Consider the following 12,773-nt stretch of genomic DNA (forward strand, 5'->3'; position numbering starts at 1 on the left):
AAGTTGCGGTAAATCGACGCACTTTATTGTGCACGGCTACTCTTTATGCCATGGATTCCACGCTCTATGACGACACCCTCACACTACTTCAGGAGCTTATTCGCAATGCTTGCGTGAATGACCTCACGCCGGACTCCGGCAACGAAGTCCGCAATGCTGATACCTTGGAGCGATTTTTTGCAGGTACCCCAGTGGAGATCCAACGCTATGAATCGCACCCAGGCCGCGTGACCATCGTGGTGACCGTTCCGGGTGACCCGGACAAGGAGCCGCTAACGCTCATGGGGCATACGGATGTCGTGCCCGTCGACGAGCCGAAGTGGACCAAGCCTCCCTTCGACGCCGTCATCGAGGATGGCAAGCTCTACGGCCGCGGCGCGGTAGACATGCTCTTTATTACGGCGACGATGGCGGCGGTGACTCGCGATGTGGCCAAGCGCGGCAACCCAGGCGGCACCCTGGCCTTCGTGGGCATGGCGGACGAGGAGGCCCGCGGCGGTTTGGGCTCCATCTGGATGGACAAACACCACCCCGAGGCCTACTCGGTGCGCAACTGCCTCTCGGAGACCGGCGGCAGCCACCTGCCCGGCGCGCTCGGCTTCAACGTCGGCGAGAAGGGCGCGGGCCAGCGCCGCCTGCATGTGCACGGCGATGCCGGCCATGGCTCAACGCCCTTCGGCAAGGACTTTGCCATCGTCAAGATCGGTGAGGTCGCTCGCCGCATCGCCGCCGCTGAGCCGCCCGTGGCCACGGATGAGGTGTGGCAGGGATTCGTCAAGACCTTCCGCTTCGACCCCGCAACGGAGGCAGCGCTTCTCGACGGCTCCGCTACCGCCGCCGACTACGAAAAGTTCGGTAATTTGTCTGCCTACGCCCACGCCTTCTCGCACACGACGATTGCCCAAACTGTCCTACGTGCAGGTGGTGCCATCAACGTACTGCCCTCCCACGCCTATCTAGAGATGGACATCCGCCCCTTCCCCGGCCAGACCCAGGAGGAGCTCGACGAGTTCCTGCGTGAGGCCCTCGGCGATATGGCCGAGGAGGTAGAGATCGAGCACCTTATTACTGAGGACGCCACACAGTCCTCCACCGACACTGAGCTCTGGCGCTGCATCGAAAAGACCGCTCACGAATTTTTCCCGGATAAGGAAGTGCTGCCAGTGCTGGCAACAGGTGGCTCCGACTTGCGCGTGGCTCGTCGCCGCGGCGGCAATGCCTACGGTTTTGCACTGCATGCCGAGGATCGGGACATGGCCAGCGCAAACTCGCAGCTGCACAGCCACGATGAGCACCTTTACCTGGAAGACTTGGATTTGACTGTGAAGGCGTATTTTTCGCTGGTAAATCGTTTCCTAGCGCGTTAGCACTTGCACAAACGTGTAAAAGCTGTGGCACAATGTGGCGCATGAGAAATAAGCTTGTCCTCTGCTCCGTTGCTGCCGCCATCGGCCTGTCCGCTCCTGCCGCCTCCGCCGACATGGTGGATGACTACCTGGCTAAGGTTCCGGCCGGCCAGATTTCCTGTGAGCAGGCCACCAAGTACTACACCAACCCGTCCGACTACAACAGCAAGAAGTCCCAGGCACTCGCTGCCGCTAACTTCCACCCGCGTGGTCCCGAGATCCGCGATGCCGTCGCCCGCGCCGACGAGGCCATCGCTCGCTGTGGCCTAAACGGTGGCGGCAACACTGCTCCCGCTCAGAACACTGCCCCAGCTAACAACGGTGGCCACAATGCCAACAATGGTGGCGGTGCTCCGGCAAACAACGGCGGTCACAGTGCTCCAGCCAATAACGGCAATAACGCCCCAGCGAACAACGCTTTTCCGACCTTCCCGGTGACCATCGGCAACTTCACCTTCAACGTCCCGGACATTCTAGCGTACCTGAAGACCCTCGTCGAGGGCACCCCGCTGGCCCCGCTTTTGCCGTAGTTGCCTAGCTGAAATACGTCCCCGCGTGCAGCGCGCAGCCTGGATTGAAGGCGTGCCCGCACGCGGGGCATTTATATGCCGCATATTCGGCATAGGTCATTGTTCGGCCGCAGGCCCCACACATGACGCACAGCTCGTCCTTCGGCATGGGCCCAAAGTCATGATCCGTTAACTCCGCATGACACAGCGAACACGCGAACCAGCCGCCGCAGGTGTGGCACTTGTTCGCAATGACATCGACAAGCGTGTGCCAGTGACGGCACCTGCCTTCCGCGTCGATGGCCCCTTGGATTTGGGTCATGAGCGCGTCAGTCCCCATATGATCTGTTCGTGCACGCGCGGATCATGGGGCAGCTGCCCGTGCTCGACGGGAGCGGATTCCACGTTGGCCACGTCCGCGCCCGGGACAGCGGTGAGCTCAGAGGTCCGATTTGGCGTCACGGTGTTATCCGCCGGCGAGTAGATGGACGTGTAGGTGACGCCGGGCGCGGTGTCCGGAAGCTGATTGAGATCATCCATAAAGTCCGAGCCCTGCAACTGCTGGATGCCGGCGCTGGTGCCCAGGAAATCAACCACATCGGGCGCGATTTTGGCCGCCGTGCTGAGGGGTGTTGCTCTGTCACCCCACGTTGTCCCGTGGAAGTTCGCACCGATTGTAACCACTCGGTTCACTTCCTCTGCTGAGCCGTAGAGCTGCGTGAAGGTCTTGGTGTGCAGGCCGCCTTGGGAGAAACCGACGAGGTTTACTTTGTGTGCTCCGGTGACCTCACGGATGTGCTCGATGTGCCCGGCTATTTCGCGCCCTGAAGAATCCAGATCCGCAATACCCTTCATGTAGTCATAGGCATTCTGGTACGTGATGTCCTCGGCGCCGTAGTCGAAGGCCCACACGCACATGCCCTGCTCGGTGAGTTTTGGGATGAGATCATTCCAATCGGCCGCGTTGGCTGAGGTGCCGTGGAGAAGGACGACCGGCTCGGTGACCGAACCCGTGGGCTTACAGTCAGGATCATTGATGCCGAGCTCCTGCGCGGCCGAGGTCTCCATAGTCTGGGCATGCGCTGGAACAGGTGCAGCGGTGCCGAGGAGGATGGCCAAGAAAGCGCGCTGTAGAAAGCCGTTTTTCATGAGGCACTAGCTTATCCTCCAAGGCTAGCCATTTACTGTGTGATTTCTGTGCGCATGTGGGGTGACGGCCACTAGCATGAAGGTGGATAGACAAAGGATCTGAAATGAAGCGACTTCTCTCTCTTGCCTCTGCGCTCTTTGTGCTCAGCGGCTGTTCCTCTCTCGACGTTGAATCCACCCCTGCGAGTGAGACGTCGCCAAGCACAAGCACAAGCACCAGCGTTACTGAAGACGCCCCACACCCCACCCTTCCCACTGCCGAGGAAAGCGCCGAAGATATCGGCGTGGATCAACCGCACGAAGAAGTCATCGGCTTCACCGAGGCGCCTGGTGTAGCGCAGCCTACTCCGATGGAGAAGACCATCGAATCCTGCGGTGACGTCTCACTGCACGAAACCGGAACCACATTCTTCAGCGATGGAACTTCTGGCTGGACGCAACAATGCGCCGACGAAATGATGGCCGCGAATCCCCCAGTGCAAGAGGCCGCCGCTATTTATGAAGCACCCGCCGTACAACAGAACTACGTTCACCCCGGCGCGTATTGCAATGGCGGTAGCGGCGTATCAAAGAAAGGTGTCCCGATGACGTGCGCGCCCGCTTCTGATGGCAGGATGCGCTGGCAAAGCGCTTAAGCCGGCGGTACACGCCTTCTCACGAACCTGTCACTGTCGTTCACGGTAAATAAGAGCGAAAAACTTCAGGCGGGCTCAGGTGGTGAATGCATCTATACAGCTAGGAGGTTGTGTAGATGTCAGGTGATGAGAAGCTGCGTGAGCGGTTTGTGAAGGCGTATCTGCATAATGCGCGTCCGGTGCCAGTGATCCTGAAGGAGTTGGGCGTCTCGAAGGTTCAGGCGAGGGCATGGCGCCAAAGCGAGGGGCTTAACCGTGCTCGGCTTCAGCGGAGTTTGGTTGACCAGCAGTATCAACAAGTTGTCGCTCTGGTTGAGAGTGGCCGATCTGTGCTCAGCGCAATTGAAGAGGTCGGGTTTCCTCAAAGTCTGGCTTATCGCTACCTTGCTCAGGACGGGTTGGAGCTTGTCCGAAGCAATCGCGGTGGAACGGCACAACCCGTCGACTCCTGGCATACACTGCTCAACCCTGACACCAACGCCGTGTCCACTACTCGGGGGACACCCCCGCCCACCTCGGCACTCAACCCTGCTGTGGGGGTTACTCGTAGCGGAGCGAGCTGAACATCCCGGTTTCCATGTGATAGGCGTTATGGCAGTGAAATGCCCACTCACCGGGGTTGTCAGCGATTAGGTCGGCGATCATGGTTTCACCGTGGCGGAGAAGGACGGTGTCCTTGCGTAGCCCGCCGCTGCCGGGCAGCGCCCACGTGTGGCCGTGGATGTGCATGGGATGGGGCATCATGGTCCTGTTGCGCATGACCATCCGCAGACGCTGGCCCTCCTGCACGGTCGCGGAGGAGGATTGGCCGTCGGTGAGAATGCTCCATTCATACGGCATCATCTGCCCGCCCAGGTCGATGCTGACTTCTCGGTCTGGTGTGTCCTCGGGCAGGAGTGCACGGTCTGCTGGCTTCAGGGAGGACAGAAGCAGTCCGGTGGACGACAACTCGGGGAAGTCGACATCGGGGTGGGGGGCCTGGCCGCCGGCGGTGCGGATGACGGCGAAGGCGCGGTCGTCCTTACCTACCGCTAAAGCCGTGAGCGGGAAGATGCCGTCGCCGAGGATGACCTCGACGTCGACACGCTCGCCCATCGACAGGTAGATCGATTCGGTCTCCCGAGGCTGGACAGGGAAGCCGTCGGTGTGGGTCACGGTCATGCGGTGGCCACCGAGGGCCACCTTGAAGATGGTGTCACCGCCGGAGTTGATAAACCGCAGGCGGGCCTTGTCGCCCGGGCGAGCCTCGAAGGTCCGGTGAGCACGGGGGATACGTCCGTTGATGAGGTAGTGCGGATACATCACATCGCCGGCATCCCCGCCCAGTACCCGGTCCGGGGTGCCGTGCATCATATGGCCGTGACCTCCCATCCCCTTCTTCCCGTTATGGTCGCCCGAACCCATTCCGGTGAGCTTGTCGAGCTCATCGTCGGGAGTGCCCTGAATGCCATCGACCCAGTCGTCGAGCACGATGGTCCACTCGACGTCCTGGTCCTCAGCGTCTTGCGGGTCACGGACGATCAGTGGGGCGTGGAGGCCGCGATCAAGCTGCAGGCCAGAGTGGGAATGGTAGAAGTAGGTGCCACCGTGGGGGACTTCAAAAACATAGGAGAAAGACTCGCCAGGTTCAATGGGGTCCTGGGTCATGCCGGGCACACCGTCGGCTGCGTTGTGGAGTGCGATGCCATGCCAGTGGATGGAGGTGCTCTCAGGCAGTTCATTGGTGATATCGACCTGGAGGACGTCGCCGGCGGTGGCCTCAATGGCCGCATCCCCGGTATCAGAGACGTATCCCCACGTCTTGGCTTCGATGCCGCCGATATCCAGAGAGAGGGGCCGGGCGGTCAGTGTCCGGCGCACCGTCGGCTCACTGAGCGCAGTGGGGGTGGGAGTGGGGCGAAGGGAGGGACCTGGTGCCGGGGCAGCGGGTCCAGGGTCGCTGGTGCAGGCGGTCACGGCCCCGGTGCCGGCGAGGACGAGCCCACCGAGCAGAAACTGTCGTCGGGAAAACGCGTTCGTCATGATTTAACCTTCCTTGGTGCAAGATTTCAGTGACACGGGAGACAGTCGCAGGTGAGGACCCTGCTGAGCCATCACGTCAGGCGCAGGTCTGTGACACAGGTGGCACCGTCGTCGGTGGTGGAAAACTCCGTGGTGCCGGTACGCCCCTGGTAGCTGACCTCAATCAGGCCGGTGACATCATCGGGAAGCCAGAAACCAATAAACCCGTTGTCGAAGGTGGTTGTCGCCTCGTCCACCAGCACCTCACCGGTCGCCTCATCGGTGATCGTGACCTGGATGTCCTCATTGTCGAGTTCCCCCCGGCAGGTCGTGAGGCTGTGGTAGAAGCAGTCGTGGGTGGAGGTGAGATAGGGTGCGATCGAGACATACGTCTGATTGTCGGGAAGATCGACCACGACTTCCTGGCCATCGCTCGAGAGCAGCAGTTCATCGGCACGCACGGAGGCGATCAGATCCGTGGGACGCTCAGTGACCTTCTGCCGGTCAAGGTGATCAATGATCTCCACCGCGTCCATGGCGGCCAGGCCATGGGTAGTCAGGAATGTATCCTGGGACACCGTCCCGTCAGCGGTGGGTTCCGGGTCGGTGGCCGAACACCCCGTGAGGGCGAGGGCAAGGGCGGCGGCTGCGATCGCTGCTCGGTTCACGTCAATCTCCTTGGATCGTGGTAAGACGGTGAGAAGACACCGCCTCAAGGTCAATGCCATACTTTTATCTAGCACGGGTGCCTGACGGCCCAGAAATAAAAAACCCTGCTCACAGCCTTATAACAGGGTAAAAAGGGGGTGGACTCAGTGGGCTGGGTCACCACCGGGACACCACCCCACAGCCGTAGGCGATGTCCTTCTACCCCGCCCCGAGTATGCGGAGCAGGCAGTGAAATTCCTGGTGGCGCCTGCTGAACCGACGAGGGGAGGCGATGCCGTCGGCCCGGGGTGGGGCACAGGAGTGACGGCGGTCGAAGGGTGATGTTTGAAGATTTGATGAAGATTTCCCCGCCGGGCACTGAGCGAGGGTGGTATTCTCCCTGCCCGGAGCGATACTGGGGTCTATGACTGACTGCACACCGACCACCGCCACGCCCCCGGGGCGGGTGCTGGTCGTCGATGATGAACAACCCCTGGCTCAGATGGTGGCCTCCTACCTCATCCGGGCCGGCTTCGATACCCGCCAGGCGCACACCGGCACTCAGGCCGTGGACGAGACCCGTCGCTTTTCCCCCGATGTTGTGGTGCTGGATCTGGGGCTGCCCGAACTCGACGGCCTGGAGGTGTGCCGACGGATCCGCACCTTCTCGGACTGCTACATCCTCATGCTCACCGCGCGTGGCAGCGAGGACGACAAGATCAGCGGTTTGACCCTGGGGGCGGATGACTACATCACCAAACCTTTTAGCATCCGGGAACTGGTGACCCGGGTGCATGCGGTGCTACGCCGCCCGCGCACCAGCACCACCCCACCGCAGGTGACCACCCCCTTGATCGTTGGTGACCTCATCCTTGACCCCATCGCCCATCAGGTGCGGGTAGGGGAGACGACCGTGGAGCTCACCCGGACGGAGTTCGAGCTGCTGGTTGCCCTGGCCCTGCGCCCCGGCCAGGTGCTGACCCGCCACGACCTGGTCACCGAGGTCTGGGACACCACCTGGGTCGGTGATGAACGCATCGTCGATGTCCACATCGGCAACTTGCGTCGCAAGCTCGGCACCGACACCCGGGGCCGGGGGTTTATCGACACCGTGCGTGGCGTGGGCTACCGGGTGGGGCAACCATGAATCACGGACCCGGCCTGACCTTCCGCTTCCTGGCCGCCCAGGTGTTGGTCGTGGTGATTAGCCTGCTGGTGGCCGCGGCCGTGGCCACGATGGTGGGTCCGACCCTGTTCCATGATCATATGTTGATGACCGGCCAGGAGGACCCCTCGCTGGAGCTGTTCCATGCCGAGCAGGCCTACCGGGGCGCCAACCTGATCACCCTGGCCGTCGCCCTGCCCACCGCCTTGATCAGCGCCCTACTGGCCAGCCTGTGGTTATCGCGTCGTCTGCGCACCCCCCTGCAGGATCTCACCCGCGCCGCTACCAGCCTGACGGCCGGCAACTCCCGTATCCGCGTGCCCGCCGGAAAAGCAGGCCCCGAGGTCACCACCCTGGCGCATGCCTTCAACACCATGGCCGACCGGCTGGAACACACCGAACAGGTCCGCCGCCAGATGCTCTCTGATCTGGCCCACGAAATGGGCACCCCCTTATCGGTGCTCACGGTCTACCTCGATGGTCTCCAGGACGGGGTCGTGAACTGGAATAATGCCACCCACACGATCATGGCTGACCAACTCACCCGCCTGACCCGGTTGATGGAAGACATTGACGATGTCTCCCGGGCCCAGGAACGCCGGATCGATTTGGACCTGGCGGAGGAAGGGCTCGGGGATCTGCTCCATACCGCCGCTGCTGCCGCGGGGGAAGCTTATGCTGACAAAGGCGTCGATTTACAGGTCGAGACCATTACGGACACCGCCCGGGTGCTCGTGGACCGGCAACGGTTCGGCCAGGTGATGAGCAATCTCCTGTCGAACGCGCTACGGCACACCCCGGCCGGCGGGCAGGTCCGGATCAGCGTCCACCGACAGGGGGCGTCCACCGCGCTCATCCACGTCGCCGATGACGGCGAGGGCATCCCACCTGACCAGCTCGGACACATCTTCGAACGCTTCTACCGGGGGGATGCCGCCCGCAGCCGGGACAACGGCGGGGCCGGGATCGGTCTGACCATCTCCAAGGCATTGATCGAGGCCCACGGCGGCACTCTCACCGCCACCTCCCCCGGCCCCGGTCGCGGAGCGGTCTTTACCCTCCGCCTCCCGCTGCCCCCTCCCGACAGTGAGGAGGCTGCTCGGTGACCACACCCTGCCCCGCGTGAGGGCCGCGCCCTCGACCCATTGAAAATATACCCCCCTGGGGTATGCTGAAAATATACCCCCGGGGGGTATATGCTAAAGAGCGGCATCGCCGCACCCCACCGAACCGAAGGAGCTTTCCCATGATCACCTCCCCGCCCCGCCTCTTGCCGATGGCCTCCCACGGCTGCAGCTGTTGTGGACCTGCCTCACCTGCCGACACCGCCTCCATCCCTGCCGCCAGCGACTCGTCAGCAGGAGGGTCCTCCCCTAGCTACCAGGTCACCGGCCTGACCTGCGGGCACTGCGCGAAAAGCGTGACCCAGGCCCTTCAGGCCCTCCCCCAGGTCGACGACGTCCAAATTGATCTCGCTGCTGGTGGTGTTTCCACCGTCACGGTCACCGGTGTCGTACCCCCGGAGATGGTTCGCCGGGCCATCGAGGAGGCCGGCTACACCGTCTTATCCTGATCAGTTTTACCCATCATCTCGACCCCGACCGGGTTGAGCGAAAGGAACGTCATGAGCACTCCCCACCATTCGGGTGATCACCATGGTGATCACCCCGCTCCGGAAACAGACCACACCCACCACCCGGATCATGCCAGCCACGAACACCACGCAGATGCCGACACCCACGGCCAGGCGATGCCCCACGATCACCCGCACTCCGCCCTGGACGAAGACCACCACGTTCATGGTCACGGCGAACACGCCGGACACAGCACCGCAATGTTTCGAGACCGCTTCTGGTGGTCGCTGATTCTGTCCATTCCCGTCGCTATTTTCAGTCCCATGGTCGCCCACCTGCTCGGCTACCACCTCCCGGCATTCCCCGGATCCACCTGGATCCCCCCGGTGCTAGGCACGATCATCTTCGTCTACGGCGGAACGCCTTTCCTCAAGGGCGGATGGAAAGAACTGAAATCCCGCCAACCCGGGATGATGCTCCTGATCGCCATGGCCATCACCGTGGCGTTTGTCGCCTCCTGGGTCACCACTCTGGGGCTGGGCGGTTTTGACCTGGACTTCTGGTGGGAGCTGGCCCTGCTGGTGACCATCATGCTGCTGGGCCACTGGCTGGAGATGCGCGCTCTCGGGTCCGCGTCCTCCGCGCTTGACGCGCTGGCTGCCCTGCTGCCGGATGAGGCCGAGAAAGTCATCGACGGGACCACCCGCACCGTGGCCATCTCCGAGCTGGTCGTCGACGACGTCGTGCTGGTGAGGGCCGGTGCCCGGGTGCCGGCCGACGGAACCATCCTCGACGGAGCCGCCGAATTCGATGAGGCGATGATCACCGGCGAATCCCGTCCCGTCTTCCGCGACACCGGTGACAAGGTGGTCGCCGGTACCGTGGCCACCGACAACACCGTCCGCATCCGGGTGGAGGCTACCGGCGGGGACACCGCCCTGGCCGGGATCCAACGCATGGTTGCCGACGCCCAGGAGTCCTCCTCCCGGGCCCAGGCCCTGGCGGATCGGGCGGCGGCGTTGTTGTTCTGGTTCGCGCTGATCTCCGCTCTGATCACCGCGGTGGTGTGGACCATCATCGGCAGCCCGGACGATGTCGTGGTGCGCACGGTCACGGTGCTGGTCATCGCTTGTCCGCACGCCCTGGGCCTGGCGATTCCGCTGGTCATTGCGATCTCCAGCGAGCGGGCCGCGAAATCCGGGGTGCTCATCAAGGACCGGATGGCGCTCGAGCGGATGCGCACCATCGACGTGGTGCTCTTCGATAAAACCGGCACCCTGACCGAGGGTGCGCACGCGGTCACCGGTGTCGCCCCGGTGCCCGGTACTTCGGAAGGGCACCTGCTGGCCCTGGCCGCCGCCGCCGAGGCCGATAGTGAACACCCCGTGGCCCGCGCCATCGTGGCTGCCGCGGCCGCACACCCGGAGGCCTCACGCCGCCCACTGCGCGCAACCGGTTTCACCGCCGCCTCCGGCCGCGGGGTCTGGGCCACTGTCGATGGCGCTGAGATCCTCGTGGGTGGGCCGAACATGCTGCGCGAGTTCAACCTCACCACCCCGGCCGAGCTCACCGACACCACCAGCGCCTGGACCGGGCGTGGGGCCGGTGTGCTCCATATTGTCCGCGATGGTCAGATCATCGGTGCGGTGGCCGTCGAGGACAAGATCCGCCCTGAATCCCGCGCCGCCGTGAAAGCCCTGCAGGACCGCGGGGTGAAGGTCGCGATGATCACCGGTGACGCGCAGCAGGTGGCCCAGGCGGTTGGCCAGGACTTAGGCATCGATGAGGTCTTCGCCGAGGTCCTGCCCCAGGACAAGGACACCAAGGTCACCCAGTTACAGGAGCGTGGCCTGAGCGTGGCCATGGTCGGTGACGGTGTCAATGACGCCCCCGCTCTGACCCGCGCGGATGTCGGTATCGCCATCGGTGCCGGCACGGATGTGGCCATGGAATCTGCCGGGGTGGTCCTAGCCAGTGATGACCCGCGGGCAGTGCTGTCGATGATTGAGCTGTCCCAGGCCAGCTACCGCAAGATGATCCAGAACCTGATCTGGGCCTCTGGCTACAACATCCTCGCCGTGCCGCTAGCCGCCGGAGTGCTCGCCTCGATCGGGTTCGTGCTGTCCCCGGCCGTGGGCGCGATCTTGATGTCTGCCTCGACCATCGTGGTGGCCCTGAACGCCCAGCTGTTGCGCCGCATTGATCTGGATCCGGCTCACCTGGCTCCGACCGACGGGAAGGAGGAACACAGTGGGTCGATATCCCCCGTAACCGTTACTGACTGACCTTGTCTCTCGACCCCTAACTCACACCACCTTTGAAAGGAACGCTCATGAAACGCAGCATTACCCTCGCCGCCTTGGTACTGACCTCCACCCTGGCGCTGACCGCCTGCAGCGACGCCACCGACAACTCCGACGATGCCGGCACCACCAGCACCACGACGGCAACCGCAGAGACCAACGAGACCCACCAGGAAGACACCACCACTGCCGACGAAGAGCACGGCGGGCACGACCACCCTGCCGACGGCGGGGCACCGCCGGCAGGAATTGAAGAGACCGAGGATCCCACGTACCCGGTGGGCACCGAGGTCATCCTCACCGCTGACCACATGCCCGGCATGGACGGGGCCACCGCCACCATTTCCGGGGCTTTTGACACCACGACCTATTCGGTCAGCTACACCCCCACCGAGGGTGGGGCCCCGGTTACCGACCACCGCTGGGTCGTCCATGAGGAGCTCGTCGATCCGGGTCAGGCCCCCCTGCCTGACGGGGCGAGCGTTGTCCTGGATGCCGAGCACATGTCCGGCATGAAGGGTGCTGAGGCCACCATCGATTACTCCACCGAGGAGACGGTCTACATGGTTGATCTCACCGTCGACGGGATGACGATGACCAACCACAAGTGGGTCACCGAGAGCGAGATCCAACCCGCCGAATAGTCCACCCACCCTGAACCACGAGACCAGACAAGGCACCCGCTCCAGAGTCGGTCATCAATCGCTACCGACCATGCCGCAGCACACCAGCCACACACGGAACCTGCACGCCCACAAGGCCCACGCTGAGGTAGACCTTCTGTGCCACTGCTTCTCTTAGTCAGGGAAACATGCCCTGGAATGACCCTGGTGACAGGAGTTCATTCCAGGGCTTTGTCTCTGCCCACCGGCCAGTTCCTGGCGGGTGGATGAGACCTATATCCGGGTCGGTGGCAGGTGGTGCTACCTCTATCCGGTGATCACCGCCGGTGGCCAGACCCTGGACTTTTACCTCTCTCCGAAGCGGAACGTGGCCGCAGCGAAGCGTTTCCTGGCCAAGACCGTCAGATCAAGACAACAATCAAGATGACTTATTGACACCATCGAAAACAAAAGTTCGAAAGCCGAGAGCGGGAGTTAGGATGTAAATCCCCACACTTGCAATCCTCGACCGCTCAAGTTCAGAAAAACAAAGAAACCGGAGGTCACAAACCCTTTCGAGTTTGTGACCTCCGGTGTAGCAGTTTGTTGAACTGCTCAGCGTGCCCGGGGCGGGACTTGAACCCGCACGTCCTATAAGGACACTGGCACCTGAAGCCAGCGCGTCTGCCAATTCCGCCACCCGGGCAGGGTATTGATGTCTTGGCGACTAGCTAACCTTAGCACGCAGTCCAGCAGATTCTACAAATCCGCTGGCAAACCC

General features: G+C 62.8%; 12 protein-coding genes, 1 tRNA gene and 1 pseudogene. 9 read left to right on the plus strand and 5 right to left on the minus strand.

Annotated elements, in window-relative coordinates:
• Positions 1–50: 50 nt before the first annotated feature.
• Together HMPREF3147_RS03080 and HMPREF3147_RS03085 are read left to right on the plus strand one after the other, a co-directional pair.
• Positions 51–1,367, plus strand: coding sequence for a M20/M25/M40 family metallo-hydrolase (locus HMPREF3147_RS03080; protein ID WP_070444434.1), 1,317 nt, complete (start codon positions 51–53; stop codon positions 1,365–1,367).
• A 41-nt stretch (positions 1,368–1,408) separates the two neighbouring features.
• Positions 1,409–1,936 carry a hypothetical protein gene (locus tag HMPREF3147_RS03085; protein ID WP_371325733.1) on the plus strand — a complete coding sequence of 176 codons (528 nt, stop codon included), beginning with the start codon at positions 1,409–1,411 and terminating at the stop codon, positions 1,934–1,936.
• Positions 1,937–1,940: 4 nt separating this feature from the next.
• Here HMPREF3147_RS03085 and HMPREF3147_RS03090 read toward each other — a convergent pair whose 3' ends face one another.
• Together HMPREF3147_RS03090 and HMPREF3147_RS03095 are read right to left on the minus strand one after the other, a co-directional pair.
• Positions 1,941–2,237 carry a CHY zinc finger protein gene (locus HMPREF3147_RS03090; protein ID WP_070444745.1) on the minus strand — a complete coding sequence of 99 codons (297 nt, stop codon included), beginning with the start codon at positions 2,235–2,237 and terminating at the stop codon, positions 1,941–1,943.
• The gene (locus tag HMPREF3147_RS03095) at positions 2,234–3,064 is read right to left on the minus strand and encodes an esterase/lipase family protein (protein WP_070444438.1); all 831 of its coding nucleotides are present in this window, start codon (positions 3,062–3,064) and stop codon (positions 2,234–2,236) included. The genes HMPREF3147_RS03090 and HMPREF3147_RS03095 overlap by 4 nt, the downstream gene beginning before the upstream one ends.
• Positions 3,065–3,168: 104 nt before the next feature.
• Between HMPREF3147_RS03095 and HMPREF3147_RS03100 the strand changes: the two genes are divergently transcribed.
• Entirely contained in the window at positions 3,169–3,699 is a 531-nt protein-coding gene (locus tag HMPREF3147_RS03100; RefSeq protein ID WP_070444440.1) for a membrane lipoprotein lipid attachment site-containing protein, read from the plus strand.
• Between the two features lie 540 nt (positions 3,700–4,239).
• Here the strand turns inward: HMPREF3147_RS03100 and HMPREF3147_RS03110 are convergent.
• Positions 4,240–5,721, minus strand: a complete 1,482-nt coding sequence (locus HMPREF3147_RS03110) for a multicopper oxidase family protein (protein WP_070444443.1) — start codon at positions 5,719–5,721, stop codon at positions 4,240–4,242.
• Between the two features lie 71 nt (positions 5,722–5,792).
• Positions 5,793–6,368, minus strand: coding sequence for a CueP family metal-binding protein (locus tag HMPREF3147_RS03115; protein ID WP_070444445.1), 576 nt, complete (start codon positions 6,366–6,368; stop codon positions 5,793–5,795).
• Positions 6,369–6,772: 404 nt separating this feature from the next.
• On the opposite strand from HMPREF3147_RS03115, the gene HMPREF3147_RS03120 reads away from it, so the two are divergent.
• The 6 genes and pseudogenes from HMPREF3147_RS03120 to HMPREF3147_RS12495 all read left to right on the plus strand — a co-directional run.
• Entirely contained in the window at positions 6,773–7,495 is a 723-nt protein-coding gene (locus HMPREF3147_RS03120; protein ID WP_083276416.1) for a response regulator transcription factor, read from the plus strand.
• A complete protein-coding gene (locus HMPREF3147_RS03125; protein ID WP_070444447.1) occupies positions 7,492–8,619 on the plus strand; it encodes a sensor histidine kinase in 1,128 nt (375 codons plus the stop codon). Before HMPREF3147_RS03120 ends, HMPREF3147_RS03125 begins: the two co-directional genes overlap by 4 nt.
• Positions 8,620–8,759: 140 nt before the next feature.
• Positions 8,760–9,086, plus strand: a complete 327-nt coding sequence (locus tag HMPREF3147_RS03130) for a heavy-metal-associated domain-containing protein (protein ID WP_070444448.1) — start codon at positions 8,760–8,762, stop codon at positions 9,084–9,086.
• Between the two features lie 51 nt (positions 9,087–9,137).
• Positions 9,138–11,372: a copper-translocating P-type ATPase gene (locus HMPREF3147_RS03135; RefSeq protein WP_070444450.1), complete on the plus strand. Its 2,235-nt coding sequence runs from the start codon at positions 9,138–9,140 to the stop codon at positions 11,370–11,372.
• Positions 11,373–11,419: 47 nt separating this feature from the next.
• Entirely contained in the window at positions 11,420–12,034 is a 615-nt protein-coding gene (locus HMPREF3147_RS03140; protein WP_070444452.1) for a YdhK family protein, read from the plus strand.
• Between the two features lie 226 nt (positions 12,035–12,260).
• Positions 12,261–12,422, plus strand: a pseudogene (locus HMPREF3147_RS12495) (DDE-type integrase/transposase/recombinase); the annotation flags it as partial.
• Positions 12,423–12,613: 191 nt separating this feature from the next.
• Here HMPREF3147_RS12495 and HMPREF3147_RS03145 read toward each other — a convergent pair.
• Positions 12,614–12,698: transfer RNA gene (locus tag HMPREF3147_RS03145), tRNA-Leu, on the minus strand.
• Positions 12,699–12,773: the final 75 nt, after the last annotated feature.

Source organism: Corynebacterium sp. HMSC05D03 (genome assembly GCF_001807205.1).
Classification (GTDB): Bacteria; Actinomycetota; Actinomycetes; order Mycobacteriales; family Mycobacteriaceae; genus Corynebacterium; species Corynebacterium aurimucosum.